Raw genomic sequence first — 26,214 nt, forward strand, 5'->3', positions numbered from 1 at the left:
CGGTGGCCGCCCCGCTCTCTCAGCCCGTGGGCGAGAGCACGGCCGGACGGCCGCCGAGGACGGCCGAGAAGCCGTCCGTGACCTGCGCCAGCGCCTCGGCGGCGGCCGGCGCGACGGTCAGCGTGCCGTCCTCGCCGGTGGTGATGTCCTTGTCGAGGGTGAACCAGCCCGGCACGATGTGCGAGGCGCCCATGGAGCTGAGCACCGGGCGCAGCGCGTAGTCGATCGCCAGCACGTGGGCCGTGCTGCCCCCGGTGGCCAGCGGCAGCACGGTCTTGCCCGCCAGTGCGAACTGCGGGAGCAGGTCGAGCAGGGACTTCAGCAGCCCCGAGTAGGCGGCCTTGTAGACGGGGGTGCCTATCACCACCCCGTCCGCCTCAGCGAACAGCGCCGTGGCACCGACGACGGCCGGATGCCGGAAGTCGGCGCCGAGCAGGGCCTCGGCGGGCAGGGTGCGCACGTCCAGCGGTGTCACGTCGTGCCCCTGGTCCCTGAGCCTGTCGTCCAGGTGGCGCAGGAGCCGTGCGGTACGCGAGGTGGCGGAGGGACTTCCGGAGACGGACAGGATGGCTGCCATGAGGGCGGGCCCTTTCTCTTCGGGTCAGGGGTGGCTGCGGTCGGACGTGCCGGCCGGGACGACGGCACTCACCAGGCGCTCGAATCGACGGTGACCACCGGCACCAGCTCGTTGCGCACGGTCTCCAGGAAGGTGACGATCTCCGCGGCGACCGACCGGTGCTGGAGGTCGTTCAGCACGTCGTGGTGCGCCCCGCGCACCACGGACAGGCGGGCCCGGGGGAGCGACGCCGCCGCACGGGCCAGTGCGTCGCGGTCCGCGAGCGGGTCGGCGTCCCCGACGAGGAGCAGCGCGGGCACGCCGGTCCCGCTGCCGTACGCCGCCGCGAGCAGGGCGTCCGGCGCCGGCTCGTCGAGCGCGCCGCGAAGGATTCCGCTGTCCTCGGTGAGCGCTCCGCGATGCGCCGGGCAGGACGTACGCACGTCGAGCTCGTCCTCCCAGGAGCCGGCGTGGGTGGCACCGTGACCGGGGATCCCGGCGAGCACGACGGCGTCCGGCCGTCCGCCGGAGGGCCCCTCGTCCAGTGCGACGAGCCCCGCGACGGCGGCGGCCGCCGTGTCCGCCGCCACCACGACGAGGGGGCGGGCGAGGCCGTCCTCCCCCGTGGCCGAGTCCTCGGCGGCGGCGCCGAGTTGTCCGCCGAACCGGAGCAGCGAGCCGGTCAGGTCGTCGGCGTCGACACCGGGCGCGTCGACGACACGTACGCGGTAGGCGTCGGCTGCCAGGCGCCTGCCGAGCCGGGCGTAGGTCGCGCGGGTCTCGCCGCGCCCGGGGACCACGAGGACGGTGCCTCGCGTGCGGAGGCCCTCGGGGCCGAAGTAGTCGGTGTACTCGGTCATGACAGCTCCTACGGTGTGCGTGTACCGGTCCGTGCGCGTGCGTGGGGCCGAGCGGCCCGGGTCAGTCGCCCACGAGCTCGCGCTCGGTGGTGTGGCGGTTCACGGGGATCGGCAGCCCGAGGTTGCCGCGCAGGGTGTCTGCCTCGTACTCGGTGCGGAACAGGCCGCGCTTCTGCAGGAGCGGCACCACCCCGTCGACGAAGCGGCCGAGGTCGTCGTTGTTGCGGAAGGCCAGGTTGATGCCGTCCAGGGTGCCGGCGTCGAACCACTGCTCGATGGTGTCGGCGACGGTCTCGGGGGCCCCCACGAACGGCGACCGCCGGAACACGTTGGCGGACTCGACAACCTGACGAAGTGTCAGGTTTTCGGCCTTCGCCCGTTCGATGATCTTCGCGGCACCGGTACGGCCGCCCTTCTCGGCGAGATGGGCGACATCCGGGAACGGCGCGTCCAGGTCGTGGACGCTGAAGTCGTACGCGCCGAAGGACCGGCCCAGGAGCGCGAGACTGCTTCGGAAGTCGTTGTCCTCCTCGAAGATCTCCCGCTCCCTGCGACGGGCCTCCTCGTCGGTCCCAGCGACCACGGGACCGCCGTGGATGAACACCTTGATGTGGTCGGGGTCGCGTCCGTAGGCAGCCGTGCGCTTCTTGATGTCGGCGTAGTACTCCCGCGCCTGCTCAAGCGTGCCGCCCGGCGCGTAGATTCCCTCGGCGACGCGGGCGGCCAGGTCGCGGCCTTCGGGGGAGACGCCCGCCTGGAAGATGACCGGCTGTCCCTGCGGCGAGCGCGAGAGGTTGAGCGGGCCGGCGACCTTGAAGTGCTCGCCCTCGTGGTCCAGGGCGTGCAGCCTCGACGGGTCGAGGAAGACGTCCCGTTCCACGTCCGCCGGGAAGGCGTCGTCCTCGTAGGAGTCCCACAGCCCGCGCGCCACCCGGACGAACTCCAGGGCGCGGCCGTAACGGGTGGCGTAGTCGAGGTGTTCGTCGAGCCCGTAGTTCCTCGACGTCCCGGTGTCGAAGCTGGTGACCACGTTCCAGCCGGCGCGTCCCGCGCTGATGTGGTCGAGGGAGGCGAACCGGCGGGCGAGGTTGAACGGTGAGTTGTACGTCGAGCTCGCCGTGCCGACCAGACCGACGTGCCGTGTGTGCGTGGCGACCGCGGACAGCAGGGTCAGCGGCTCCAGCCGGTTCAGGTAGTGCGACGGGTACGTGGAGTTGATGAACTGGCTGTCCACGACGAACAGCGCGTCGAAGAGGGCGTGTTCGGCGGCCTGGGCCTGCTGGATGTAGTAGCCGATGTCGATGCTGGCGTTCTTCGCCACCCCCGGGTCCTTCCACAGGCCGTGCTGGCCGGGGCCGCCGACGCCGTAGGGGTGCAGTGCGAGATGGATCCTGCGGGACATGGGTGTTCCTCTCGGTGGTACGGGATGCGGTTCGGGTGGCGGGACGTCCGCGGTCAGGCGCTCAGCCGTGCACGCAGGGCCTCGCGTTCGGCGCGGTCGGCCGCGCGCGTGTGGAGCGTGGGCGCGGAGCTGACGAGCAGTCGGGTGTACACGTGCCGCGGGTGGTTGATGACGTCACCGGCGGCCCCCACCTCGACGAGCCCGCCCCTGTAGAGCACGGCGATGCGGTCGGCGGTCCCGGCGATGGACCCGAGGTCGTGCGAGATGAAGACGAGTGCGGTCCCGGCGTCGCGCAGTTCCCCGAGGATCCTCAGGACCTGGACGCGGTTGGCGGAGTCCAGGGCGCTGACCGGTTCGTCGAGGATGACCAGGGCCGGGTCGGTGACCAGGGCGCGTGCCACCGCGACCCGTTGGCGCTGCCCGCCCGAGAGCTCTCCGGGCAGCCGGGGGAGCAGTTCCCCGGCCAGGTGGACCCGGTCGAGGAACGACCGCGCCCGACGCTCCGCCTCCTTGCGGGGGACGCCCTGGATGAGCAGCGGCTCGGTCAGGGAGTCCTCGACGGTCAGGTCGGGATCGAGGCTGCGCAGCGGGTCCTGGAAGACGTACTGGACGACGCCCCGGCGGCGCAGCTCCCGCCACCGGCGGTTGCCGTACCCGGTCACCTCCTCGCCGCCGATCCTGATCGAACCCGCCGAGGCGCTCACCAGACCGAGCACGGCGCGGGCCAGGGTGGACTTCCCGGAGCCGGTCTCACCGATCACCCCGACGGTCTCCCCGGGCGCGACCCCCAGCGAGACATCCCGCAGGGCGTACCGTGCCCGGCGGCCCCTGCCGTAGCGGACGTCGAGACCGTCGACCTCCAGGACGGGCGCCGTGGCCACGCCCGCCGGCCCGGCCGTCCCCGGCCCCGGCGACGTGGTGGTCATGACGCCTCCTTCACGGTGAGGAACTTGTCCAGGCCGTACTGCTCGTGCTCGGCCATCAGCAGCCGGGTGTACGCGTGCTGGGGGTCGTGCAGGACCGAACGGGTCGGGCCCTGCTCCACCACTTCGCCCTGTCGCATGACCAGGACCTCGTCGCACAACTGGGCCACGACGGCCAGGTCGTGGGAGACGACGACCAGTGCCAGACCGGTGCGCTCGCGCAGTTCGGCCAGCAGGTCCAGGATCTCGGCCTGGACGGTCACGTCGAGGGCGGTCGTGGCCTCGTCGGCGATGAGCGCCCGCGGCTCGACCGCTACGGCCGCCGCGATCAGGACCCGCTGGAGCATGCCCCCCGACAGTTCGTAGGTGTACTGGCCGTAGACCAGTTCCGGGTCCCGCAGCCGGACCGCCCTGAGCAGGTCGAGGGCGCGGTGCCGTGCCTCGCGCCGCCCGACGCCCTGCTTGACCCGGATGACCTCGGCGATCTGGGCGCCCACCCGGATCGACGGATTGAGGTAGGACGCCGGGTCCTGGAAGACCGCGCCGATCGTGGTGCCGCGCAGAGCCGTCCACTGACGGGTCGTCAGAGTGGCGATGTCGGTGCCGTCGATCTCGACGGAGCCGGCGGAGACCTCGAAGTGCGGCGGCAGGATGCCGAGCACCGCGCGGCAGGTCAGGGTCTTGCCGCTGCCGGACTCGCCGACGATGCCGACCGCACGCCCGGGGGTGAGCTCGAAGCCGACTCCGCGGACGATCTCCCGGTCGGTGACGCGGTCGCTGATGTGTACGTCACGTACCGCGATCACCGGTGGAGCGGCCGGTCCCGCGCCGGCATCGGTCCGGGGCCTCCCCGCCTGTACGGGGTTCCGGGACAGCGTCCTCATCGGGTACCTCCCACGGATGCGGCGGCGGATGTGCCGGTACGTGCCTTGCGGTTGTTGACCAGCGCGCGGCCCGCCTCGCCGGACACGTCGCGGATGGCGTCGGCGAGCAGGTTGCAGGCCCAGACGGTGACCATGATCAGCAGCGCCGGAGCCACCGGCGCCCACGGCTGGTGGCCGAGGTAGCCCAGGTCGGAGGCGAGCAGCCCGCCCCACGTGGGAGCCGGGGGCTGTACGCCGATGCCGAGGAAGGTCAGGCTGGAGACGATCACGAAGCCGACACCGATGGTCTGGGCGAGCGCGACCGCGATCGGCGGGAGCACCTTGACCCACACGTGGCGGCGTACGACCCAGCCCACGGAGGCGCCGGAGACGATCGCGGCCTCCACGTACGGCGAGCGGGCCACGGCCAGGGTGGCCGCCCGGGCCACCCGGTAGAACAGGGGTGACACCAGCGCTCCCGTGACGAGCATGGCCTGGGTGATGCCGTTGCCGAGCAGGGCGATCACCGCGATGGCGAACAGCAGGAACGGCAGGGCGACGAGCGTGTCGGCCAGACGGAGCGTCAGCCATTCGAAGGCCCGCCCGGAGTACACGGACAGGATGCCGGGGACCGCGCCGACGACCAGTGCCATCAGCGCGACCTCCAGCGATCCGAGGACGCTGATCCGGGAGCCGTCGAGAAGCCGGCTGAACACGTCGCGGCCCAGGTAGTCGGTGCCGAGCCAGTGAGCGCCCGAGGCCGGCGCGAGGGTGTTCTCGCTGGTGGCCAGCGGATCCTGCGGCGCGAGCCAGGGGCCGCAGACGGCGAGCAGGGCGACCAGGACGAGGACGGCCAGCGCGATCCGGCCGGATGTGAGTGAGAGTACGCGGCGCACCATCGTCAGACCCCCCTGCGGGATGCCGGCATGACGCGTGCCAGCACCAGGTTGATGACCAGGTTGAATGACACGACCAGCACGATCGACACCACGAGCACGCCCTGTACCGCGGGCACGTCCCCGGCCTGGGCCGAGTCGTTGGCGAACCTGCCGAAGCCCTGGAGTCCGAAGATCCACTCCGTGACCACGGAGGCGCCGACCAGCGCCGGGAACTTCTGCCCGACCGTGGCCAACGCGGGCCCGAGGCCGTTGCGCAGGACGTGTCCGAAGAAGATCCGCCGAGGGCTCAGCCCACGCACCACCGCGCCCGTCACGTAGTTCTCGCCGTACGCGGCCACGAGGCCGGAACGCAGCTGGCGGGCGACGTCGGCGATGACGTCGAAGCTCAGCGCGAGCGCGGGGAGCGTGATGTGGGCGAGCCACGGGCCCACACCCTGCTCGGCCGGCACGTAGCCGGCCGAGGGGAACAGGCCCAGCCCGACGGCGAGCAGGGAGACCAGCACGATCCCGACGACGAAGGCCGGCATCACCGAGATCACCGTGACGAACCCCGTGATCGCCCGGTCGACCACGGTGGTGCGCCGCAGCGCCGCCACCGTGCCCAGGACGAAGCCGGCGACCACACCGATGACCAGCGCGAAGGTCGCCACGGACAGGCTCACGCCCAGGCCGAGGCCGATCAGCGTGGAGATGTCCGCCCCGTTGACCCAGCTGGTGCCGAGCTGCCCGTGCAGGACGTCGGTGAACCAGTCCCCGTACTGGGCGAGGAAGGGCTTGTCGAGCCCCCACTCGGCCTCTATGCGCGAGATGGCCTCGGGGGTGGCATCCTCGCCCAGCTGGATCCGCGCCGGGCTGAGGCCGCTCAGTGACCGGAGCGCGAACGTGACGAAGGTGGCCACCAGGAACACCGGTACGAAGATCGCGACCGACCGGCCGAGGGCGGCGGCGACACGTCCCGCCCCGCGCCGCGCCCTGGCCGTGGCGACCCTGCGACGACGTGCCGGAGCGAGCTGTGGCGTGGTCGTCGTCATGGGGATCCCCTCTCTCTGCGGTGGATGGGTTGTCAGGAGCCGGCGGAGATCTTCACGCCGGTCCAGTCGATGTGGGCGGGGTTCTTCGGCAGGCCCGAGACCGCCTTGCTCTTGGCGAAGAGGTTCGGCGACGAGAAGGTGAAGATCAGGGCGTTGCTCCGCAGACCCGCGCGGGTCGCCGACCGGAGGGCCTGGGCGTAACCGGGTGCGTCCAGGGGGGTCCGGCGCACCTTCGTCACGGCCTCCTCGAAGCCGTCCGGCTCGTAGGGGGTGCTGAGGTTCAGCGGGCCGTTCGGACCGAAGTGGGCCGTGAGGGTCTGGACCGCCGAGTCGCGGCCCGTGGTCGAGTACAGGGAGAAGGCCAGGTCCTTGGCGAAGAAGGGGGTGGCCCAGTTCTTGTCGATCTTGATGGTGACCTTGATCCCGACCGCCGCCAGCTGCGACTGGACGATCTCGGCCTGCGGGTCCTCGGAGGGGATGACCAGGTTCAGCTTGATGTCGCCCGGTGCGTGACCCGCCTCGGCGAGCAGCTTCTTCGACTTCGCCGGGTCGTAGGGGTAGGCCCCCTCGGACTCCTCGTCGTACGCCACGTAACCCTTCGGGAAGGGCTGGTCGGTCGTCTCGCCGTGGCCGAAGGTCAGCTTCTTGACGAACTCCTCGCGGTCGACGGCGTGCCGGAGCGCCTCGACGACCCTGTCGTCGTCGAACGGGGCCTTGTTGACGTTCAGGCTGATGTTGGAGGCGTTGAAGCCGGGCTGGGAGAAGACGTCCAGCCCCGCCTTGCCGGCGGCGTCCGCCTGGCTCGGGTCGAGGTCGGCGAAGTTGTAGACGCCGGTCTGCAGTCCGGAGACGACGGTCGAGGCGTCGGGGGCCGAGACCAGTTCGACGTGGTCGATGTGGATGTTCTCGGCATCCCAGTAGTCCGGGTTCTTCCGCAGGACCGCCTTGGTGCCGGGGACCAGCTGGTCGACGACGAACGGGCCCGCGCCGACCGGGTTCTGGTCCAGCTTCGCCGGGCTCGCGGCGGCTTTCGGACTTGCGATCTGCAGGACGCGCTGGCCGAGCAACTGCGGTATCTGGTAGTCGACCTGAGTGAGGTTCAGGGTCGCGTCCAGCCCGTCGGCCCGCACCGAGCCGATCGACGTCAGGTCCCCGAAGAGGGCCGAGTTCTTCTGCTTCTGGGCCCGCTCGATGGCCGCCTTGACCGCCGCGGCGTCGACCGGCTCACCGTCACTGAACTTCAGTCCGGGGCGCACGTGGAAGGTGATCCGGTCGCCCTCGGCGTTGTACTCCCAGCTCTCGGCCAGGTCGGGGACGGCCTTCCCCTCCTCGTCGGTGCGCGTCAACGATGCGTACACCAGGGCGAGTTCGCGGAACTGTGCGCCGCTTCCCGACACCACCGGGTCCCAGTGCGCGGGGAAGTAGGAGGAGGCCCACTTCAGCCGGGCGTCCCCGGACGCGGACGAGGCGCTGCCGCCGCACGCGCTCAGAGCCGGGACGAGCAGGGCGATGAAGGCGGTTCCGAGGGCGGCGACCCTCAGGCCGCCCACCCGTCGGGCCGACCGGTCGTCCGGTCGGCGGCGGATCGTGAGTCGTGCGGACATCTCGTTCTCTCTGATGTGTCCCGACCCGGAGCGGGGCGGGAGGACGGGGGAGCCGGAAGGGCGGCGCGCGGCACTCGCACGGAAGCCGTCACTCACGCATGCGGACGTACGCCGCCGAGGTGTCGGCGCACGGCAGGGCAGGAGCGGTCCGTCCGGGACGTCGAGGAGTCCGAGGTCCGGCACGGGGGTACGACGACAGGGCGCGAAGGAAGGCGGGAAGCCGACGCGGCGGGCAGGCGGGAGGCCGGTGCCGCCGACGGAGGTCAGGCCGCGCCCGCGGAGCGGGAGTGGTGGGCGGTCAGCGACAGAGTGCGCTGGAGGTGCGCCGCAGGTCCACGTAGCGGCACACCACACCGGGGTGCGTCGTAAGCATGGCCACATCCTGGCGGCAGCCGTCCGCGCATGTCAATGGACACCCATTGGTGTCTCATTCGGCGGGACGATGCTCAACCGCAGCTCAGGGAGTCGCGGGAGGAGGATCGGCCACCCCGGGGTGGACTGACGCTTCGTCAGGATGCAGCCAGACAGGGCCGTTCGCACCGTCGACCGGTACGGCTCCGGGAGGTGGCCAGGCACCCTCCGCCCACAGCCGGCGCTCCGGCCCGGTCAGGCTCCGGTGGTGCTCCAGCGCCGCGCCGGGAGAGAGCCGGGCCGTCGGATCCAGGAGCCCGGGGGACAGCGCGTCGACGGCTGCCGCGTACGCCTCGTACGGCCGCCAGCCGGGAACCGCGCGATACGCGGACGGGGAGCGCACCAGGAGGGTCGGCAGCGCGTAGCGGTACTCGCCACCGGAGGTCTCCTTGGCCGAGCCGGGGTGCGGCGACCCACTGTCCACGGACCGGACCTCGGGGACCGGGCGCCGTGCCTCCGCCCGGTCGGCGCGCACCCGTTGCAGGACGCCGGGAGAGGCCGCGTCCGAGCTGAGCCGGTCCGCGTCGAGCCCTGGGACACCTCGCGCGACCGCGACGGCGCGGGTGGGCGTGTCGGCGGGGTCGCCGAGCACGAAGACGCTTTCCCGGAGCCGGCGCAGCACTCGGCGGGCCACGTCCTCCCCCTGGAGTTCGGCCGCCGCGGCGACCAGCGAGGAGGGCCAGGAGCTCGCCGCGACACGGCTCAGCGCCGCCGCCCGGGGTGCGTGGGTGTGGGTGCTGATCTCCTCCACGTACCGCGCGTACCAGGCGGTTTCGGCCGCCTGGTCGGGAGCCGGGTCGTCCTCGTCGTCGAAGAGGACCGCGTACGCCCGCCGCCACCTGACCCGGCCCGCCAGCTCGGTGCGCAGCCTGCGGAACGTCGGCTCCGAACCCCAGGCCCAGGGGCACATGGGGTCGGTGTACTCCACCACCTCCAGCGGGGAGCCGCCCGGCGCGGCGGTCACGCGGCACCGATCGGGAACCGCCGTGAACGCTCCGCGGGCAGCAGTGAGGCCACCGTCAGCCCGCCGAGGATCGCGGCCGCGTCCGACTCGACCTGGCGCCACACCCCGGGCAGACCGGCGGCGGGACCCGGGTAGTCGAGCCCTGCCAGCGACTCGCCCCGCAGGGTGATCAGTTCGCCGTCCACTGCGCGCACCACGTCCAGCAGGGCGATCTCCTCGGCGGGTCTGCCCAGCCAGTAGCCGCCTTCGCAGCCGCGTTGGCTGCGCACCAGACCGGCTCTGCGCAGCTCGCCCACTACGGACTTGAGGAACCTGAACGGAATCTCCTGCGAGGAGGCGATGGCTTCGCAGGAGAGCGGACGGCCGGGATCACTCGCGAGCTCCATGAGGGCGCGCGTGGCGTAGTCCGCCTTCGCGGAGATATGCATGCTCACATCATGCCCCGGCGCGGGTTCGCAGGCGAGGATCCCCTTCGGTCCGCACTGTTCATTGCGGGAGCATTGCCGCAGGTGAAGCGGAAAGGACACCTCTTGACATCCTTTTCGTCGCCGATCTAGCGTCCCTGCCATGAGCGAGCCGTCGACGACCCCCGGTGAAGGTTTCCACCCTCATCTCCACGACGCCCCGGGCAGCCCCGCGGCGACACCCCTGCGCAGCCGTCTGCACCACGTCCGGGCGGACGCGCTCGACGGCGACACGGCGCAGACCGGCGGCATGCGCAGATTCGGTGCCATCAGCGGCAGGACGGTCGGCTCCGAGAAGCTGTGGATGGGGCAGACCCACGTGGCGCCCTCGACCGCGTCCTCCGACCACCACCACGGCGAGTCCGAGACCGCCATCCATGTGGTCAGCGGACACCCGGAGTTCGTCTTCCTGGACGACTCCGGCGAGGAGCCGGAGGAGATCAGGCTCCGCACCTCGCCCGGCGACTACGTCTTCGTCCCGCCCTTCGTGCCGCACCGTGAGGAGAACCCGGATCCCGCGGAGGAGGCCGTGGTCGTCATCGCCCGCAGCACCCAGGAGGCGATCGTCGTCAACCTGCCCGGCCTCCACGTGTTCCGGCCGGACCTGGCGGACTGAACGAGCCTGGCGGACTGAACCGGGCCGGTCCGGCGAGCGGCGGGACGCACCGCCGACCTGCCGTGGCCGCTCACACGATGGCAACGCCTCAGCGCTCAGAGGGCGTCGGGGCCACGCTCGCCCGTGCGGACCCGTACGGCGGTCTCCACGGGCAGCGCCCACACCTTGCCGTCGCCTATCTTTCCCGTCCGCGCCGCCCGGACCACCGCGTCCATGACCGGTTCGGCGTCGGCGTCCTCGACGAGCACCTCCAGGCGGACCTTGGGCCGCAGGTCCACGCGGTACTCGGCGCCCCGGTACACCTCGGTGTGGCCGTGCTGGCGCCCGTAACCGCTCGCCTCCGTGACCGTCATCCCGTGCACACCGAGGTCCTGCAGGGCGGTCTTCGCCTCGTCCAGGCGGTGCGGCTTCACGACTGCGGTGATGAGCTTCACGGTGCGGTGCTCCTGTCCTGGGAAAGGGGTGCGGGGTGGGCCGAGGCGAGCGACGCGGAATGCCCTGGGCCGCCGTGATCGTAGGCGCTCTCGGCGTGCACCGTCTGGTCCAGGCCCGTCAGTTCGTCGTCCTCGGAGGCCCGCACCCCCATGAGCCTGTCGATCGCCTTGCCGATCCCGTACGTCACCAGGAAGGTGTACGCCGCCACCGCGACGACGGCGACGGCCTGCCGGGCGAGCTGCCCCGCCCCGCCGCCGTAGAGGAGGCCCTCCGCGCCGCCGGTCATCGAGGCCGTCGCGAACAGGCCCACGAGGAGGGTGCCTATGACGCCGCCGACGAAGTGCACGCCGACCACGTCCAGCGAGTCGTCGTAGTCGTAACGGAACTTCCACGCGACCGCGTACGAGCAGACGACGCCGGCCGCGAGACCCACGGCGGCCGCGCCGAGGACGCCGACTGTTCCGCACGCGGGCGTGATGGCCACCAGACCGGCGACCACACCGGAGGCCGCGCCGAAGGTGGTCGGGTGGCCGTCGCGCCTCTGCTCCACGAAGAGCCAGCCGAGCAGGCCGGTGCACCCGGCGACCAGGGTGTTGAGGACGGAGGCCGCCGCCAGGCCGTTGGCGCCGAGCGCCGAGCCGCCGTTGAAGCCGAGCCAGCCGAACCAGAGCAGGCCGGCGCCCAGCATCACCATCGGCAGGTTGTGCGGCCGCATCGCTTCCTTCCGGAAACCGATGCGCGGTCCGATCACCAGGGCCAGGGCGAGCCCCGACGCCCCGCACGCGATCTCGACGACGAGGCCGCCGGCGAAGTCGAGCGCACCGAGCGAGTCCTTGATCCATCCGCCCGGCCCCCACACCCAGTGGGCGACGGGAACGTATACGAGCAGGGTCCACACCGGCACGAACACCAGCCAGGCCGCGAACTTCATGCGGTCCGCGACCGCGCCGCTGATCAGCGCGGCGGTGAGGATCGCGAAGGTGAGCTGGAAGGTGGTGAAGAGCAGGGTGGGGACGCTGCCGGTGAGGTCGTCGGGCCCGGTACCGACCATGCCGACGTATCCGAGGCCGCCGACCAGCCCGGCGAACACGTCGTCGCCGAAGGCCAGTGAGTAGCCCGCCACCAGCCACACGACGGTGACCAGCGCGATCGACACGAAGCTCATCATCAGCATGTTGAGCACGCTCTTCGTGCGGACCATGCCGCCGTAGAACAGGGCCAGGCCCGGTGTCATCAGCAGCACGAGGGCGGTGGCGGCGAGCAGCCAGGCGGTGTCGCCTGTGTCGAGGCCCGCCGAGGCCAGGGGCACGGGGTTCAAGAGGGGGTCCCTCCTCGGGGCGGCGTGGGGTCCGGCCCTGAGAGGGTTGCGGGCGCGCGTTTCGCGGAGGACGCCGTCACGTTTCCGGCATGTTTCATTGCGCCAAGGTGACCGAAACCTCACCGTGGGGCGGCCCGGCGGGGTCCGGGAGTGGCCCGATGCCGGCTGCCGGCATGCCGGGCCCTGCCTCCGGATCACGCTCAGCCCCCGGACCTCGCACGTCCGCGGGCCGCCCCCGTCGTGTGCCGTCCCCTCCGCGGGCCCGTCGGTGCGATCGGACGGACCAGCGGAGGGGCGAAGGCGGATACGGGTGCCGCTACGGCGTGACCACGTTGCCGCCGAAGGTCACCACCAGGCGGCCGTCCGAGGCGAAGGACCAGTCCATCGCACCCGCGTAGGCGGAGCACGCCGATCCGTTCGATCCGGTCCAGAACTGGTTGGAACTGTCCGCGTCACCCACGGTCTTGTCGTTGGAACCGTCGTCGGCGCGGCAGGAGACGTTGTTTCGGAACACCGAAGTGCCCTTGTCGAAGGAGTAGTTGCGCTCCGCGTTGTCGATGCCGACGTTGTCCGACACCGTCATCGAGCCAGGGTTGCTGTTGTAGGTGAATCCGTGGTGGCCGTTGTTGTAGGCGATGTTGCGCCGGACCACGTGGTCGACCTCGATGCCGTCCCCGCCGAGTTTGAAGCCGTTGCGGTCACCGTCGGAGTTCACTGTTCCGTCGGACAGGGTGCCGTTGTCGTAGGAGAGGGAGTCCTCGATGGTCACCGGTCCGATGGGGCCGGTCTCCGACTTGGTGTAGAGGTCCCAGCCGTCGTCGATGTTGTTGTGCGACACGGTGTAGCGGAAGACGTTGCCGGGGCCCGAGGTGAGCTTCGACGCGAAGCCGTCGGCGTCCTCGCCGTCCGAGTCGGCGTTGTCGTGGGACTCCGAGCTCAGGACGAGGTTGTCGGCGGGCCACTGGTCGTCGGGGGTGTCGGACGCGATGCGCGAGATCTGCAGGCCCGAGTCGTGGTTGAAGCGCGTGACGACGTGTTCGATGACGTTGTGGCTGCCGCCGACGAAGATCCCGTTGTCACCCGCGTGCTCGACGACGATGCCGTTGATGTGCCAGTAGGCGCCGTTCACCGCGAGCCCGCGGTTCGCCGGGTCCTCGGCCATGCCGGCGAAGTCGAGAACCGGGGTCTCGCCCGGCAGGGCGGCCAGCGTCGTGCGGGCGCTCGACGTGCCGTCGTTGCCCGGAGGGATGGTGACGGTCCCGGAGTACCGGTACGTCCCGCCACTCAGGTGGATCGTCCCGCCGGGGGTGATCCGGCTGATGGCCGAAGGCAGTGTCGTCGGGTCCGACTCCGTGCCGGCGGCTGTGTCACTGCCGTCCGGTGACACGTACAGCGCGCCCGCCGCCGCGGGTGCCGAATTGATCCCCGTGTCTGTCCCGGCTCCGTGGGGGGAGGCGTGGGCGATGGTGCCGGACAGGGTGATGAGCGAGCCGGCCAGCAGGCCGGCGCACGCGATGACGGGCTTTGTCTTCTGCATCGTTCGTCTCCAGGTCGGTGTGGTCCGTCCGGCCGGTGAGGTGGCGGGAGCGATGACGGTCACGGGAACCGCTCCGGGGCCGGCCCGGCCGCACGGGTGGATCCGCGTGCGGCCGCGTCGGCGTACCGGGAAGGCCGTCACGGTCATTGCTTCGAGTGGCTCCGTGCGGGTGCGTACACCGTCTGTTCCGATCCCTGAACAGGTGGTGCTTCCGAACATCTCACCGGGTGGGGGGCAAGCGCTTACTAGGTGGTTTCCAGGACGGTAGGCTTGTGTCGTGATCGCGTCAATAGCTACGTACGTGTTTCGTATTCATGAACATGAACGCGGCTGAATCCGGATCCCGGTCCGCGGCCCTGCCCCGACGGCCCGGCGGTCCGACCCCCTGTCGGATTCCCGCGCGAGGCTGATGTCGGATTTCCGCCAGCCCCGCCGGCCCCGGTGCCTGATCCTTGAACCATGCACACCGACACCGAGCGATGCGTGCGGGCCGTACGGTCCAAGGACCCCCGGTTCGACGGCTGGTTCTTCACCGCCGTCCTGACCACCGGTATCTACTGCCGGCCCAGCTGCCCGGTCGTGCCCCCCAAGGTCCGGAACATGACCTTCTACCCGAGCGCCGCCGCCTGCCAGCAGGCCGGATTCCGAGCCTGCAAGCGCTGCCGCCCCGACACGAGCCCCGGCTCCCCCGAGTGGAACGCCCGCGCCGACACCGTCGCCCGGGCGATGCGCCTCATCCAGGACGGGGTCGTCGACCGGGAGGGGGTCACCGGGCTCGCCGCGCGGCTCGGCTACTCCTCCCGGCAGGTCGAGCGCCAGCTCCTCGCCGAACTCGGCGCGGGTCCCCTCGCGCTGGCCAGGTCGCAGCGGGCCCGGACCGCCCGGGTGCTCATCGAGACGACCGGGCTCCCGATGGCCGAAGTCGCGTTCGCGGCCGGGTTCTCGTCCATCCGTACGTTCAACGACACCGTGCGGGAGGTCTTCGCGCTCGCCCCGGGCGAACTGCGCACACGGTCGGAGCGCGGGGCCAGGAAGCCGGCGACCCCCGGTGTCATAGCCCTTCGGCTGCCGTACCGTGCCCCGCTCAACCCGGGCAACCTCTTCGGGCACCTCGCCGCGACGGCCGTCCCCGGAGTCGAGGAGTGGCGCGACGGCGCCTACCGCCGCACGCTCACCCTCCCGCACGGACACGGCATCGTGGCCCTGGCCCCGCGGTCCGGTCACATCGACTGCAGGCTCTCCCTCACCGACCCCCGCGACCTCACCCAGGCCATCAGCCGCTGCCGCCGGCTCCTCGACCTGGACGCCGACCCCGTCGCCGTGGACGACCAGCTGCGGTCCGACCCGCTGCTCGCCCCGCTGGTGGACGCGGCGCCGGGGCGCCGGGTGCCCCGCACGGTCGACGCGGCGGAGTTCGCCGTACGCGCGGTGCTCGGCCAGCAGGTCTCCACGGCCGCCGCCCGCACCCACGCGGCCCGGCTGGTCCGCGCCCACGGGGTGCCCGTCGAGGACCCCGAGGGCGGTCTGACCCATCTCTTCCCGACTCCCGAGGCGCTGGCCGGACTCGATCCCGAGGCCCTCGCCCTGCCGCGCAGCCGCCGCGCCACGCTCACCACACTGGTGGGAGCACTCGCCGACGGGTCGCTGCACCTGGGGGAGGGCACCGACTGGGACTCGGCGCGGGCCGAGCTCACCGCCCTGCCGGGCTTCGGCCCGTGGACGGTCGAGGTGATCGCCATGCGAGCCCTCGGGGACCCGGACGCCTTCCTCCCCACCGACCTCGGAATCCGCAGGTCGGCCGGGCTGCTCGGCCTCCCCGCGACCCCGGCGGCCCTCACCGCACGCGCCGCCGGGTGGCGCCCCTGGCGCGCGTACGCCGTGCAGTACCTGTGGACCGTCGACGACCACCCGATCAACCATCTGCCCGTCTGAGGGCGTGAGGACGAACCCATGACCACCGCACCCACGACGACCAGACGGCACACGGTCGTCGACAGCCCCTACGGCGCCCTCACCCTGGTCGCCACCGACGGGACGCTGTCCGGTCTCTACATGACCGGGCAGCGGCACCGTCCGCCCGAGGAGACCTTCGGCGACCCGGACACGCGGCCGTTCGGGGAGGCCGTCCGCCAGCTCGACGCCTACTTCGCGGGCGAGCTGACCGAGTTCGACCTGCCGCTGCGGCTGGAGGGCACCCCGTTCCAGCGCGGCGTGTGGGCCGAGCTCGTACGGATTCCGTACGGCGAGACCCGCTCCTACGGCGAGCTGGCCGAGTACCTCGGCAAGCCCGGCGCCTCGCGAGCCGTCGGGCTGGCCAACGGCAGGAACCCGGTCGGGATCATCGTCCCCTGCCACCGGGTCGTGGGGGCCTCGGGGGGCCTGACCGGATACGGCGGCGGGCTGGATCGCAAGCAGCGGCTGCTCGCCTTCGAGCGGGGTGCGGAGGGGGAGGCACCGGTGCTGTTCTGAGGGGCCCTGGCCGGTCCGGCGCCCGAACCGCGCCGTACAGACGCGCTGCGGACGCCGGCCGGCCCCGGGAGACGCGCCCGGCGGATCGGCCCCTCGGCCGGCTCGATCGGATCGGCCCCCTCAGCCGACGAAGACCTCGACGAGCGACCAGATCGCCAGGCCGAGCATGCACACACCGCCGATGCGCTGCACCGTCTTCAACGGGACCCGCTTGGCGATGAACCGCCCGGCCAGCAGCGCCAGCGCGGACACCGACATCAGCGCGGCGGCCGCGCCGATGGCCGTGGACCAGGCGCCGTTGCTCGCGGCGAGGTTCGCCGTGGTGATCTGGGTCAGGTCGCCCCACTCGCTGATGAACACCGCCATGAAGGCGGTCGAGTAGACGGGCCAGAAGCCGGTGACCGTCTTGACCTCCTCGTCCTCGTCCTCGTCGCCCCCGCCGCTGCGCAGCAGCATGAACGCGCCGAAGGCGAAGAGGGCGGCCGAGACCAGCCTGACGATCCAGTCGGGCAGCAGGCCGATCAGCCCGCCCGCCCCGACGGCGATGGCGACGTGCACGACGAACGCGGACGAGGTGCCGAACCAGACGTAGAGCGGGCGCATACGCGTGCCCATGGCCAACGAGGCGAACATCGTCTTGTCGGGGAGCTCCGCGAGGAAGATCAGCCCGAAGGCGGTGAGGATCGCCAGTGGGTCGAGATGCATTCCGGGTGGCTTTCTGTGAGAGCCGGGCCCCGGGCCTTCCGCGAAGCGCCACTCGGGCTTTTTCGGAGGACCACTCGGCCCGGCATGACGGTGGCGCCCGCAGGGCGCGGGCGTGTCATACCTGACCGAAGGTCTCGCCCACCCGTAAGGATCTACGAGCCCGGCCACCGGGAACCCGAAGGCTCCAGTGTGTCGACGACCGGTTTGCAGGGCTACTCCCCTTCGCAGCCGTCAACACTACCCCACGGGAGCCGCGGGGGAGCAGCTCGGTAGAGTCCTGCGGTGATCATCCCCGCCACCAGCCGGAGCGCCCCCGAATGAGCCGCCGTCCCCGCAGGACCACTGGTACGGGGCCCTCCCGGCCCACGGTGAGCGTCTGCCGCGGCTGCTGCTGCGGTACCCCGAAGATCCCCGGTGTGGACCACGCCGGGCAGCTCGCACGACTGCGCCGGTCCCTCGACGGCGACGCGACCGTGCGCGCGGTGGAGTGCCTCGACGCCTGCGAGCACGGCAACGTCTTCGTCGTACAGCCCTCGGCCGAGGGCCGCCGCGCGGGCGGGCGTCCGGTCTGGCTCGGGCTGGTCAACGATCCGGACGCCGTCGACGACATCGCCGCCTGGGCGGCGCGCGGCGGGCCCGGCCTCGCGGAGGTGCCGGACGTCCTGGACCTGTACGCCTTCAGCCCGTCCCGCCGGATCCGGGCGGGCCTGGACGACTGACGACCGGCTACAGCTCTACGCCCTCCGCGGACAGGCGCTCCAGCAGCGCCGGCAGGGCCGTCCCGATGGGTTCGCGGACGACCTGCTCGGCCAGTTCGTCGTACGGGGTCGGCTCGGCGTTCACCACGACGAGGCGGGCCCCGTGCTCCACCGCGATCCCCGCCAGCGAGGCCGCCGGCCGCACCTGGAGCGTCGTACCCACCGCGATGAACACCTGGCTCGCCTTCGTGACGGCAATCGCCTCCGCGAGCACCCGGGGATCGAGCCGCTCGCCGAACATCACCGTCGCCGACTTCAGGATCCCGCCGCAGGCCAGGCACGGCGGGTCCGTCTCGCCCGCCTCGACACGGGCCAGCGCGTCCGCCATGGCCGACCTGGCACGGCAGCCGGTGCAGACCACCTCGCGCGCGGTGCCGTGGAGTTCGACGACCTTGCGGGCGGGCAGGCCGGCCGCCTGGTGCAGCCCGTCGACGTTCTGCGTGATCACCCGGACCGGGGTACCGGACCGCTCCAGCGAGACCACCGCGTGGTGGGCGGCGTTCGGCCGGGCGCCCCAGGTGGTGCTGGTGCGGCGCATCTGCCAGGAGCGGCGGCGGATCTCCGGGTCGGACATGTAGTAGTCGTAGGTGACGAGCTTCTCCGCGTCCGGGTCCTTCCGCCAGAGCCCCTGCGGACCGCGGTAGTCGGGGATGCCGGAGTCCGTGGAGATCCCGGCGCCGCTGAGGATCGCGACGAGAGTCATGGCCCGAGCCTACGGACGCGACCGTCCCGCCGCGACGGCTTTCCCGCGGCCACCCCGTGCGGCCCGGGCCACGACCGGGGTGCCCGTCACTCCGGGACCCGTACCCCGTCCTCCAGCTCGGCCGCGCCCGATCCCGCGTCCAGCACCTCCAGTGCCGCGCGGACCCGCCGCAGGAGCCGGTCGGGCAGGTGGCCGTGGAGGTCGGCGCGGTCCACGAGCCGCCAGGACAGGAGCTCGTCCTCCTGGATCTCGATCGCCTCGAACCGCTCCCGGGCCAGCACACCGCCGTCGTACAGGTAGGCGACGATCGGAGGACGGGCCACGCCCCGTGCCCAGTCGACCGCGAGCAGCCGTCCCGGCGCGATGTCCAGGCCGATCTCCTCCGCCGTCTCGCGCCTGGCGGCCTGCCGGGGAGTCTCGCCCCCGTCCGACTCGATGGTGCCGCCCGGCAGCGCCCAGCCCTCCCGGTAGTTCGGCTCGACGAGCAGGACGCGCCCCTCCTGGTCCCTGAAGAGGGTGGCGGCCGCGGCGAGCACGCGGGGCAGACCGGCGATGTACGTGGCGTAGTCAGAGGTGGTCACAGGGGCAGCGTAGGGGCCCGGCCCCTGGTTTCGGACAGCCATGGGCAGATCAGGGGTGCTGCGGATATGGTCGGGGCGGCGCGACTGCCTGTTCGAAAGCAAGGGATAAAAGGTGACGGACGGAGCAGCGATGAAGACCGCCCACGTGCTCGTGGCGGCGGACAAGTTCAAGGGCTCGCTGACGGCCGTACAGGTCGCGGAGCGGGTGACGGCCGGGCTGCGGCGCGTCGTACCCGGCGTGCGGGTCGAGACCCTGCCCGTCGCGGACGGCGGCGACGGCACGGTCGCCGCGGCGGTGGCCGCCGGATTCGAGCGACGCGAGGCGCGGGTCACCGGGCCGCTGGGCACCCCGGTCACCGCGGCGTACGCGGTGCGCCACACCACAGCCGTGGTGGAGATGGCCGAGGCCTCCGGCCTCCAGCACCTCCCCGAGGGGGAGTTCGCCCCGCTGACGGCGACGACGTACGGCTCCGGCGAACTGCTGGCGGCGGCCCTCGACGCGGGGGCCCGGACGATCGTGTTCGGCGTCGGCGGCAGCGCCACCACCGACGGCGGCGCGGGCATGCTGGCCGCGCTCGGAGCCCGCTTCCTGGACGGGGACGGCAAGCCCGTCGGCCCCGGAGGCGGCGGACTCGCGGAGCTGGTCCGGGCCGACCTGTCGGGGCTCGACCCACGCCTCGCGGACATCGACCTGGTCCTGGCCAGCGACGTGGACAACCCGCTGACCGGCCCGAAGGGCGCCCCCGAGGTGTACGGGCGGCAGAAGGGCGCCACCGAGGAGGACATCGCGGTCCTCGACGCGGCGCTCGCCCACTACGCGTCGGTCCTGGGCCCCGAGCACGCCGGACTGCCCGGTGCGGGTGCCGCCGGCGGCATCGGATACGGGGCGCTCGTCGCGCTGGGCGCCCGCTTCCGGCCCGGCATCGAGGTGATGCTCGACGTCCTCGGCTTCGCCCCGGCGCTGGCGAAGGCCACGCTCGTCGTCACCGGGGAGGGATCCCTCGACGAGCAGACGCTGCACGGCAAGGCCCCGGCGGGCGTCGCGTCGGCGGCCCGCGAGGCAGGCGTCGAAGTCGTCGCCGTGTGCGGGCGCCTTGCCCTGCCGCGCGAAGCACTGGGCAGGGCCGGTATCCGCCGCGCCTACGCCCTGACGGACCTGGAGCCCGACCCGGCCGTCTGCATGGCGCAGGCCGGACCCCTGCTGGAACGCGCGGCCGAGGCGATCGCCCGCGACTTCCTGTCCTGACGCCCCGCCGTGAGGGGGCCGGGGCCTGCTCCCGGTCCCCTCACGGCTGCGGCACCGTCAGCCTGAACGCGTCCAGCGCGAGCGTCATCTCGATCAGCTCGCGCGGACGTGACAACGACCGCGAGGTCAGCCGCTCCAGCCTCCGCAGACGGTTGAGCACGGTGTTGCGGTGGCAGTACAGCCGCCCCGCCGCCCGCCCCGCCGAGCCCCCGCACTCCAGCCACGCCTCCATGGTCCGCACCAGCAGCGCACGGTCGGCCGGATCCAGTGCCAGCAGCGGGCCGAGGACATCCGCGACCAGCCGGGCCGACAGCTCCGGCTGGCTCACCAGAAGCGCCGCGGGCAGCCGCTCCTCCAGACGTACGATCCCCGTCGTACCCGGCGGGCACGTCAGCAGGGCCACCTCCGCCAGGCGGCGCGCCGCCCCCAGTCCGGCGAGCCCCTCCGCGACCGGCCCGATCCCGCCGGGCCCCGGCCACCACCGCACCAGCAGCGTGGCGAGGCCCGCCGCATCCCGGTCGCCCAAGGCTGCGACCACGACCTCCCTGTCCCCCCGCCTCCGCCGCAGGACCCGCAGGCCGTCCGTGTCCGTCGCCGCGCCCGGCGGTACGCCACCGGCCGCCCGCAGCACGGCCACCGCGTAGCGGCCCCGCTCCGGCAGGCCCAGGGCGGTCGCCGCGCGTGCCGCGAGGCCCGGCTCGGGCCGGTCGTCCAGCAGGGCGTCGAGCAGCGCCCGGCCCCGCTCGTCACCTCGCCGCCGCATGTTCCCGCTCCGTCCCGCAGCCGAGCCGCTCATGGCTGGTGAGGATGCCACCGGCGGCGCCGACGGCGACAGGCCCTCACCCCCCTCTGTGCACGCGCACAACGGGGCCGTTCGAACACTGGTCAGCCGCAGCGAGTGGGCCGCGGACCGTGGACGCGCGGCGCGCCCGCTGCTGGTCTGTGGCACCACGACGACCAGTCGGAAGGAGGAGGACGCATGGCAACGCTCGAGATCCGCGAACTGTCCGTGGGCTACGGCCCGGTACGGGCACTGCGCGACGTCTCCGTCGACGTGCCGGCCGGCGCGATCACCGCGGTACTCGGTGGCAACGGCGCCGGCAAGACCACGCTGCTGCGGGCCGTGTCGCGGACCCTCGGCTTCCACCGCGGGACGGGCACAGGCACCATCCGCTTCGACGGCCGCCCCCTGGACGCACTCCGCCCCGCCCAGGTGGTGGCGGCGGGAGTGATCCAGGTACCGGAGGGCCGGCAGGTGTTCGCCCGGATGACGGTGGCCGACAACCTGCGGGCCGGCGCACTCGGGGCGAGCGGCGGGCGCAGGACGGCCGCCGCCGCCCTGAAGCGCGTACACGAACTGTTCCCCGTGCTCGCCGAACGCCCGCACCAGCGGGCCGGTCTGCTCTCCGGCGGCGAGCAGCAGATGCTGGCGATGGGCCGGGCCCTGATGGCCGGGCCCCGCCTGCTGCTCCTCGACGAGCCGTCCCTCGGACTCGCCCCGCTGATGGCGGCGAGGATCGCCGAGACGGTCCAGGAGATCAACGCGGGAGGCACCTCCGTCATGCTCGTCGAGCAGAACGCGGCCATCGCGCTGCGGCTCGCCTCCACCGCGTACGTCCTGGACGTCGGCGAGGTCGCCCTCAGCGGTCCGGCCGACGAGCTCGTCGCCTCCGACGAGGTCCGCCGGCGCTACCTCGGCGTCGTCGACGAGACCGCGGCCGAGGACGCCGCCCGTGCCGAAGGCGCCACCCGCACCCTGAGCAGGTGGTCCGCGTGACGACCGCTCCGGCCCAGCTCTCCGTGCGCGACGTGACCGTGCGCTTCGCCGGGCTCACCGCCCTCGACGCGGTCTCCTTCACCGTCGAACCGGGCAGCGTGCACGCCGTCATCGGACCCAACGGCGCGGGCAAGTCCACCACCTTCAACGTGCTCTCCGGGGTCTACCGGGCCACCTCCGGCAGTGTGCGCCTGGGCGACACCGAACTCACCGGCCTCGCCCCGCACCGGATCGCCGGACTCGGAGTGGCCCGGACCTTCCAGAACATCGCCCTGCCCCCGCACGCCACCGTCGCCGACAGCCTCATGCTCGGAAGGCACCGGCTCACCCGCGCCGGGTTCCTGGCCACCGGGCTGCGGCTGCCCTCCGCCACCCGCGAGGCGCACCGGCACCTCGAACGGGTCCGGGAGATCGCCGGGTTCATCGGACTGGACGAGGAACTCGACCGCCCCGCCGGAGCCCTGCCGTACGGCAAGCAGAAGCTCGTCGAGCTCGGGCGCGCCCTGTGCATGGAGCCCGAGGTCCTGCTGCTGGACGAGCCCATCGCGGGCATGACGGCCGACGAACGGCGCCGTACCGCGGCCGTCGTCGCCGGCGTACGCGACAGCCTCGGCATCTCGATCGTCATGGTCGAACACGACATGGGGGTGGTGATGCGGCTCGCGGACGCGGTGACCGTACTCGACTTCGGACGCAGGATCGCGGGTGGCACGCCCGCCGAGGTGCAGAACGACCCGGCCGTCGTGCAGGCCTACCTGGGGGCGCAGGAATGACCACCTTCATCGAACTCCTCCTCGGCGGCCTCTCCATCGGCTCGGTCTACGCGCTGATCGCCCTGGGCTTCGTCGTCATCTTCAAGGCGACCGAGGTCGTCAACTTCGCGCACGCCTCCCTGCTGCTGGCCGGGGGTTACGTCACCGCCGTGCTCCACGACGACATCGGCTTCTGGCCCGCGCTCGGCGTCGGCATCGCGGGAGCCGCGGTCGTCGGATCGGCGGTCGAGTTCCTCGTGATGCGCCGCTACCGGGGCAGCGACCAGAGTGTCCTGGCGATCGTCACGATCGGCGTCGACATCCTCCTCACCACCGAACTCACCCGCCGGATGGGGACGGACGTCCTCTCGCTGGGCGACCCCTGGGGGGACGACGTCGTCACCGTCGGCGGCGTCACCCTGGCCGAGACCCGCATCGCGGCCTTCCTCGTCGCCGGGCTGCTCATCACGGTGTTCCTGCTCGCCTTCCGCTTCACCTCGTGGGGCGTCTCCATGCGGGCCGCCGCCGAGAACCCGCAGACCGCCGCGCTGATGGGCATCCGGCTCGGCCGGGTCTCCCTGTCCGCCTGGGCGGTGGCGGGGGCGCTCGCCGCCGTCGCCGCGCTCTTCCTCACGGTGTTCCCGACCCCCGGCCTCGAACGGGCCACCTCACTCGCCGCACTCAAGGCGTTCCCCGCCGCGATCCTCGGGGGCCTCGACTCGACGACCGGGGCGCTCGTCGGCGGACTCGTCGTCGGGGTCACCGAGTCACTCGCCACCGGCTACCAGAGCGACCTCTCCTTCCTCGGCCGCGGCATCGGTGATCTCGCGCCGTACCTGGTGATGGTGGTCGTCCTGCTCGTCCGGCCGGCGGGACTCTTCGGTACGAAGGAGCTGTCCCGTGTCTGAAGCCACCAAGGACACCACCGTCGCCCCGGCACCAGTCGCGGCCGCCCCCGGCACCGGGACGCTGCTCGCCGGACGACTGCGCCGGCCCGCCCCCTACCTCTGGCTCGTCGGCTCGGTCGTACTCCTCCTGGTCCCGTTCTACCTGGACCGCTTCTGGCTCCAGGCCGGACTGTTCGCCATGGCCGCCGCGATCGGGGCGATCGGCCTCAACCTGCTCACCGGCTCCACCGGCCAGCTCTCCATGGGACACGCCTTCTTCCTCGCGGTGGGCGCCTACAGCTACTGCGTCCTCGCGGGGGAGAGCAGCACGGAGAACGGGCACTCGCTCACCGGGCTCGGCCTGCCCACCTGGCTCGCCGCGATCCTCGCCGTGCTCCTGGCGGGCGCCGCGGGCGGACTCTTCAGCCCCATCGCGGGGCGGCTGAGCGGTGCGTACCTCGGAATCGCCACGCTCGCGCTGATCTTCATCGGCCAGCACGTGCTGTTCAACGCCGACTCGCTCACCGGCGGCTTCAACGGCCGCCCCGTGCCGCCGCTGTCCCTCTTCGGGTTCACCTTCGACGACGCCGAAGTGGTCGTCGCGGCAGTGCCCTTCCAGTCCTCGGAGAAGCTCTGGTACCTCGGCCTGGCCGCGCTCCTGGCCGGCGGGCTCTTCGCTCGCGGAGTGCTCCGCGGCCGACCCGGCCGGGCCCTCAACGCCATCAGGGACCACCGGATCGCCGCCGGTGTGATGGGTGTCCCGGTGGCGCGCTACCGGGCCGGTGTCTTCGTCCTGTCCTCCATGTACGCGGGCCTCGCGGGCGTCCTGCTCGCGCTGGTCTTCCAGCGGACCGTGCCGGAGTACTTCGGCATGATCCTGTCCCTCGAATACCTCGCCATGATCGTCATCGGCGGGCTGGGCAGCGTCGCGGGAGCCGTCATCGGCGCCGCGTTCGTGTCGCTGCTCCCTCAGGTGCTCACCCACTACAGCGACTCCCTGCCCCTGGTATCCGCCCCTGGTACGGGCGGTATCGCACCGGGCGAGGCGTCCCGCTACCTCTACGGCGCCGCGGTCGTCGCGGTCGTCCTGTTCCTGCCCGGCGGCATTGCGCGTCTGAAGAATCCAGGGGAGAAGAAGAAATGAAGCCACGTGTTGTCGGAGCCGTCGTCGCGGCTCTCACCCTCACCCTCACCCTCGCGGGATGCAGCGGGAAGGCGAAGTCGTCGGACGACGGCGCCGCGGACAAGAGCGGTGTGAAGACCGGGGAGGGGGTCACCGACTCGAAGATCACCCTCGGTGCCCTCACCGACATGACCGGTGTGTACGCCTCGCTGGGCAAGAGCGTCACCCAGGCCCAGCAGCTCTGGGTGAAGGAGACGAACAAGGCGGGCGGCATCTGCGACCGGCAGATCGAACTCACCGTCCGCGACCACGGATACGACCCGCAGAAGGCGATCGGCGCCTACACCGAGCTGGAGCCGGACGTGCTGGGCTTCACCCAGTTCATCGGCTCCCCGTTCGTCGCCGCCGTCGAGTCGCGCGTCGACGGTCAGGACAAGGGCATCGTCCTGCCGCAGGCCTGGTCGGCGAACCTGCTCGGGTCCGAGTACGTCCGCGTCATCGGAGCCACGTACGACGTCGAGACGATCAACCTGATCGACTTCCTGCTCTCCGAGAAGCGCATAGCCAAGGGCGACAAGATCGGCCACGTGTACTTCGAGGGCGACTACGGCGAGAACGCCCTGGCCGGCTCCAAGCACGCGGCGAAGGAGGCGGGCCTCACGGTGGTCGAGCAGAAGATCAAGCCGACCGACAACGACATGACCGCCCAGGTCTCCGCGCTCAAGCAGGCCGGCGTGAAGGCCGTCGTCATCAGCGCCGGGCCGCGCCAGGCCGCGTCGCTGGTCGGTGTCGCCGCGGCCACCGGCTTCGACGTCCCGGTCGTCGGCAACAACTCGGCCTACGCCCCGCAGCTCCTGGCGACCCAGGCGGGCGCGGCCCTCCAGAAGGACTACTACATCGGGGCCTCCACCCTGCCGATCGGCGACGCGGCGGCCGGTCCCGCGAAGCTGGCCGAGGCGTACGCGGCCTCGTACCCGAAGGACGGCCTCGACAACGGCGTCATCGCCGGGTACAACGCGGCCTCCGTCTTCGGCGAGGCGCTGAAGAAGGCCTGCGAGTCGAAGGACCTGACCCGTGAGGGGGTCGACAAGGCGCTGCTCACCATCAAGGGCTTCGGCGCCGACTTCGGCATCTCGCACGACTTCACCGACCCGTCGGCGCCCTCCACCCGGGAGACCGTCGTCATGAAGCCCGACGCCAAGACGCCCGGTGGCCTCAAGGTGGTCCGCACGGCCGAAGTGGCCCCGGCCGCCGAGTCCTTCGCGCTCAAGCCCTGATCTTCCCGAACGGCGACGGGCCCGGCCGATGAGGCCGGGCCCGTCCGTGTGCG

Annotated in this window: 27 protein-coding genes; 10 read left to right on the top strand and 17 right to left on the bottom strand. The window is 72.2% G+C overall.

What is annotated here, in order from left to right; translation table 11 throughout:
* Positions 1-19: 19 nt before the first annotated feature.
* The 10 genes from ssuE to AB0I83_RS01465 form a co-directional block, all read right to left on the bottom strand.
* Positions 20-577, bottom strand: a complete 558-nt coding sequence (gene ssuE / locus AB0I83_RS01420) for an NADPH-dependent FMN reductase (protein WP_363303159.1) — start codon at positions 575-577, stop codon at positions 20-22.
* 68 nt (positions 578-645) lie between these two features.
* Entirely contained in the window at positions 646-1,416 is a 771-nt protein-coding gene (locus tag AB0I83_RS01425) for an alpha/beta hydrolase (protein WP_363303160.1), read from the bottom strand.
* Between the two features lie 61 nt (positions 1,417-1,477).
* Positions 1,478-2,818, bottom strand: coding sequence for an NtaA/DmoA family FMN-dependent monooxygenase (locus tag AB0I83_RS01430; RefSeq protein WP_363303161.1), 1,341 nt, complete (start codon positions 2,816-2,818; stop codon positions 1,478-1,480).
* A gap of 53 nt (positions 2,819-2,871) precedes the next feature.
* Complete coding sequence (locus AB0I83_RS01435) at positions 2,872-3,744, bottom strand: ABC transporter ATP-binding protein (protein WP_363303162.1); 873 nt, start codon at positions 3,742-3,744, stop codon at positions 2,872-2,874.
* The gene (locus AB0I83_RS01440; RefSeq protein ID WP_356531804.1) at positions 3,741-4,625 is read right to left on the bottom strand and encodes an ABC transporter ATP-binding protein; all 885 of its coding nucleotides are present in this window, start codon (positions 4,623-4,625) and stop codon (positions 3,741-3,743) included. The genes AB0I83_RS01435 and AB0I83_RS01440 overlap by 4 nt, the downstream gene beginning before the upstream one ends.
* Complete coding sequence (locus AB0I83_RS01445; protein WP_363303163.1) at positions 4,622-5,503, bottom strand: ABC transporter permease; 882 nt, start codon at positions 5,501-5,503, stop codon at positions 4,622-4,624. The genes AB0I83_RS01440 and AB0I83_RS01445 overlap by 4 nt, the downstream gene beginning before the upstream one ends.
* Positions 5,504-5,505: 2 nt before the next feature.
* Complete coding sequence (locus tag AB0I83_RS01450; RefSeq protein WP_356531807.1) at positions 5,506-6,534, bottom strand: ABC transporter permease; 1,029 nt, start codon at positions 6,532-6,534, stop codon at positions 5,506-5,508.
* 32 nt (positions 6,535-6,566) lie between these two features.
* A complete protein-coding gene (locus tag AB0I83_RS01455) occupies positions 6,567-8,138 on the bottom strand; it encodes an ABC transporter substrate-binding protein (protein WP_363303164.1) in 1,572 nt (523 codons plus the stop codon).
* Positions 8,139-8,595: 457 nt separating this feature from the next.
* Positions 8,596-9,459, bottom strand: a complete 864-nt coding sequence (locus AB0I83_RS01460; RefSeq protein WP_363303435.1) for a DsbA family protein — start codon at positions 9,457-9,459, stop codon at positions 8,596-8,598.
* Between the two features lie 50 nt (positions 9,460-9,509).
* Positions 9,510-9,941, bottom strand: a complete 432-nt coding sequence (locus AB0I83_RS01465; protein WP_356531810.1) for an Rrf2 family transcriptional regulator — start codon at positions 9,939-9,941, stop codon at positions 9,510-9,512.
* Between the two features lie 139 nt (positions 9,942-10,080).
* Between AB0I83_RS01465 and AB0I83_RS01470 the strand changes: the two genes are divergently transcribed.
* Positions 10,081-10,593, top strand: a complete 513-nt coding sequence (locus AB0I83_RS01470; protein ID WP_363303165.1) for a cupin domain-containing protein — start codon at positions 10,081-10,083, stop codon at positions 10,591-10,593.
* 95 nt (positions 10,594-10,688) lie between these two features.
* Here AB0I83_RS01470 and AB0I83_RS01475 read toward each other — a convergent pair whose 3' ends face one another.
* From AB0I83_RS01475 to AB0I83_RS01485, 3 genes are all read right to left on the bottom strand, one after another.
* Positions 10,689-11,027 (bottom strand): P-II family nitrogen regulator, encoded by a 339-nt coding sequence (locus AB0I83_RS01475; protein WP_363303166.1) that lies wholly within the window; start codon positions 11,025-11,027, stop codon positions 10,689-10,691.
* Positions 11,024-12,346, bottom strand: a complete 1,323-nt coding sequence (locus AB0I83_RS01480) for an ammonium transporter (RefSeq protein ID WP_363303167.1) — start codon at positions 12,344-12,346, stop codon at positions 11,024-11,026. The genes AB0I83_RS01475 and AB0I83_RS01480 overlap by 4 nt, the downstream gene beginning before the upstream one ends.
* A 316-nt stretch (positions 12,347-12,662) precedes the next feature.
* Positions 12,663-13,883 (bottom strand): right-handed parallel beta-helix repeat-containing protein, encoded by a 1,221-nt coding sequence (locus AB0I83_RS01485; protein ID WP_363303168.1) that lies wholly within the window; start codon positions 13,881-13,883, stop codon positions 12,663-12,665.
* Between the two features lie 459 nt (positions 13,884-14,342).
* Between AB0I83_RS01485 and AB0I83_RS01490 the strand changes: the two genes are divergently transcribed.
* Positions 14,343-15,815 (top strand): AlkA N-terminal domain-containing protein, encoded by a 1,473-nt coding sequence (locus AB0I83_RS01490; protein WP_363303169.1) that lies wholly within the window; start codon positions 14,343-14,345, stop codon positions 15,813-15,815.
* An 18-nt stretch (positions 15,816-15,833) separates the two neighbouring features.
* Complete coding sequence (locus AB0I83_RS01495) at positions 15,834-16,352, top strand: methylated-DNA--[protein]-cysteine S-methyltransferase (RefSeq protein ID WP_363303170.1); 519 nt, start codon at positions 15,834-15,836, stop codon at positions 16,350-16,352.
* A gap of 120 nt (positions 16,353-16,472) precedes the next feature.
* Here AB0I83_RS01495 and AB0I83_RS01500 read toward each other — a convergent pair whose 3' ends face one another.
* The gene (locus AB0I83_RS01500; protein WP_356531823.1) at positions 16,473-17,057 is read right to left on the bottom strand and encodes a TMEM165/GDT1 family protein; all 585 of its coding nucleotides are present in this window, start codon (positions 17,055-17,057) and stop codon (positions 16,473-16,475) included.
* A gap of 317 nt (positions 17,058-17,374) precedes the next feature.
* Between AB0I83_RS01500 and AB0I83_RS01505 the strand changes: the two genes are divergently transcribed.
* On the top strand, positions 17,375-17,776 hold the full coding sequence (locus tag AB0I83_RS01505) for a (2Fe-2S) ferredoxin domain-containing protein (RefSeq protein ID WP_356531825.1): 402 nt from the start codon (positions 17,375-17,377) through the stop codon (positions 17,774-17,776).
* A gap of 7 nt (positions 17,777-17,783) precedes the next feature.
* Here the strand turns inward: AB0I83_RS01505 and AB0I83_RS01510 are convergent, their stop codons facing one another.
* Positions 17,784-18,518 carry a Sir2 family NAD-dependent protein deacetylase gene (locus tag AB0I83_RS01510; protein WP_363303171.1) on the bottom strand — a complete coding sequence of 245 codons (735 nt, stop codon included), beginning with the start codon at positions 18,516-18,518 and terminating at the stop codon, positions 17,784-17,786.
* 86 nt (positions 18,519-18,604) lie between these two features.
* Entirely contained in the window at positions 18,605-19,099 is a 495-nt protein-coding gene (locus AB0I83_RS01515) for an NUDIX hydrolase (RefSeq protein ID WP_363303172.1), read from the bottom strand.
* Positions 19,100-19,229: 130 nt separating this feature from the next.
* Here AB0I83_RS01515 and AB0I83_RS01520 point away from each other — a divergent pair, with 130 nt between their 5' ends.
* Positions 19,230-20,345 (top strand): glycerate kinase, encoded by a 1,116-nt coding sequence (locus AB0I83_RS01520; RefSeq protein WP_356531961.1) that lies wholly within the window; start codon positions 19,230-19,232, stop codon positions 20,343-20,345.
* 40 nt (positions 20,346-20,385) lie between these two features.
* On the opposite strand, the gene AB0I83_RS01525 is transcribed toward AB0I83_RS01520, so the two are convergent.
* Positions 20,386-21,141 (bottom strand): helix-turn-helix domain-containing protein, encoded by a 756-nt coding sequence (locus AB0I83_RS01525; protein WP_363303173.1) that lies wholly within the window; start codon positions 21,139-21,141, stop codon positions 20,386-20,388.
* Between the two features lie 183 nt (positions 21,142-21,324).
* Between AB0I83_RS01525 and AB0I83_RS01530 the strand changes: the two genes are divergently transcribed.
* Genes AB0I83_RS01530 through AB0I83_RS01550 form a run of 5 tightly spaced genes read left to right on the top strand, consistent with a single transcriptional unit; the run spans position 21,325 to position 26,161 of the window.
* A complete protein-coding gene (locus AB0I83_RS01530) occupies positions 21,325-22,122 on the top strand; it encodes an ABC transporter ATP-binding protein (RefSeq protein ID WP_363303174.1) in 798 nt (265 codons plus the stop codon).
* Positions 22,110-22,895 (top strand): ABC transporter ATP-binding protein, encoded by a 786-nt coding sequence (locus AB0I83_RS01535; protein ID WP_356531834.1) that lies wholly within the window; start codon positions 22,110-22,112, stop codon positions 22,893-22,895. Before AB0I83_RS01530 ends, AB0I83_RS01535 begins: the two co-directional genes overlap by 13 nt.
* On the top strand, positions 22,892-23,782 hold the full coding sequence (locus AB0I83_RS01540; RefSeq protein WP_356531836.1) for a branched-chain amino acid ABC transporter permease: 891 nt from the start codon (positions 22,892-22,894) through the stop codon (positions 23,780-23,782). The genes AB0I83_RS01535 and AB0I83_RS01540 overlap by 4 nt, the downstream gene beginning before the upstream one ends.
* Positions 23,775-24,905, top strand: a complete 1,131-nt coding sequence (locus AB0I83_RS01545; protein ID WP_363303175.1) for a branched-chain amino acid ABC transporter permease — start codon at positions 23,775-23,777, stop codon at positions 24,903-24,905. Before AB0I83_RS01540 ends, AB0I83_RS01545 begins: the two co-directional genes overlap by 8 nt.
* The gene (locus AB0I83_RS01550) at positions 24,902-26,161 is read left to right on the top strand and encodes an ABC transporter substrate-binding protein (RefSeq protein WP_363303176.1); all 1,260 of its coding nucleotides are present in this window, start codon (positions 24,902-24,904) and stop codon (positions 26,159-26,161) included. The genes AB0I83_RS01545 and AB0I83_RS01550 overlap by 4 nt, the downstream gene beginning before the upstream one ends.
* The last annotated feature ends 53 nt before the right edge of the window (positions 26,162-26,214 follow it).

The organism is Streptomyces sp. NPDC049970 (assembly GCF_040660235.1).
Taxonomy (GTDB): domain Bacteria; phylum Actinomycetota; class Actinomycetes; order Streptomycetales; family Streptomycetaceae; genus Streptomyces.

Excerpts from the sequence above, each read along its gene's own strand:
- ssuE (WP_363303159.1), bottom strand. The coding sequence starts at position 577 with ATGGCAGCCATCCTGTCCGTCTCCGGAAGTCCCTCCGCCACCTCGCGT.
- AB0I83_RS01425 (WP_363303160.1), bottom strand. The coding sequence starts at position 1,416 with ATGACCGAGTACACCGACTACTTCGGCCCCGAGGGCCTCCGCACGCGA.
- AB0I83_RS01430 (WP_363303161.1), bottom strand. The coding sequence starts at position 2,818 with ATGTCCCGCAGGATCCATCTCGCACTGCACCCCTACGGCGTCGGCGGC.
- AB0I83_RS01435 (WP_363303162.1), bottom strand. The coding sequence starts at position 3,744 with ATGACCACCACGTCGCCGGGGCCGGGGACGGCCGGGCCGGCGGGCGTG.
- AB0I83_RS01440 (WP_356531804.1), bottom strand. The coding sequence starts at position 4,625 with ATGAGGACGCTGTCCCGGAACCCCGTACAGGCGGGGAGGCCCCGGACC.
- AB0I83_RS01445 (WP_363303163.1), bottom strand. The coding sequence starts at position 5,503 with ATGGTGCGCCGCGTACTCTCACTCACATCCGGCCGGATCGCGCTGGCC.
- AB0I83_RS01450 (WP_356531807.1), bottom strand. The coding sequence starts at position 6,534 with ATGACGACGACCACGCCACAGCTCGCTCCGGCACGTCGTCGCAGGGTC.
- AB0I83_RS01455 (WP_363303164.1), bottom strand. The coding sequence starts at position 8,138 with ATGTCCGCACGACTCACGATCCGCCGCCGACCGGACGACCGGTCGGCC.
- AB0I83_RS01460 (WP_363303435.1), bottom strand. The coding sequence starts at position 9,459 with ATGTGCCCCTGGGCCTGGGGTTCGGAGCCGACGTTCCGCAGGCTGCGC.
- AB0I83_RS01465 (WP_356531810.1), bottom strand. The coding sequence starts at position 9,941 with ATGCATATCTCCGCGAAGGCGGACTACGCCACGCGCGCCCTCATGGAG.
- AB0I83_RS01470 (WP_363303165.1), top strand. The coding sequence starts at position 10,081 with ATGAGCGAGCCGTCGACGACCCCCGGTGAAGGTTTCCACCCTCATCTC.
- AB0I83_RS01485 (WP_363303168.1), bottom strand. The coding sequence starts at position 13,883 with ATGCAGAAGACAAAGCCCGTCATCGCGTGCGCCGGCCTGCTGGCCGGC.
- AB0I83_RS01490 (WP_363303169.1), top strand. The coding sequence starts at position 14,343 with ATGCACACCGACACCGAGCGATGCGTGCGGGCCGTACGGTCCAAGGAC.
- AB0I83_RS01495 (WP_363303170.1), top strand. The coding sequence starts at position 15,834 with ATGACCACCGCACCCACGACGACCAGACGGCACACGGTCGTCGACAGC.
- AB0I83_RS01500 (WP_356531823.1), bottom strand. The coding sequence starts at position 17,057 with ATGCATCTCGACCCACTGGCGATCCTCACCGCCTTCGGGCTGATCTTC.
- AB0I83_RS01505 (WP_356531825.1), top strand. The coding sequence starts at position 17,375 with ATGAGCCGCCGTCCCCGCAGGACCACTGGTACGGGGCCCTCCCGGCCC.
- AB0I83_RS01510 (WP_363303171.1), bottom strand. The coding sequence starts at position 18,518 with ATGACTCTCGTCGCGATCCTCAGCGGCGCCGGGATCTCCACGGACTCC.
- AB0I83_RS01520 (WP_356531961.1), top strand. The coding sequence starts at position 19,230 with ATGAAGACCGCCCACGTGCTCGTGGCGGCGGACAAGTTCAAGGGCTCG.
- AB0I83_RS01525 (WP_363303173.1), bottom strand. The coding sequence starts at position 21,141 with ATGAGCGGCTCGGCTGCGGGACGGAGCGGGAACATGCGGCGGCGAGGT.
- AB0I83_RS01530 (WP_363303174.1), top strand. The coding sequence starts at position 21,325 with ATGGCAACGCTCGAGATCCGCGAACTGTCCGTGGGCTACGGCCCGGTA.
- AB0I83_RS01540 (WP_356531836.1), top strand. The coding sequence starts at position 22,892 with ATGACCACCTTCATCGAACTCCTCCTCGGCGGCCTCTCCATCGGCTCG.
- AB0I83_RS01550 (WP_363303176.1), top strand. The coding sequence starts at position 24,902 with ATGAAGCCACGTGTTGTCGGAGCCGTCGTCGCGGCTCTCACCCTCACC.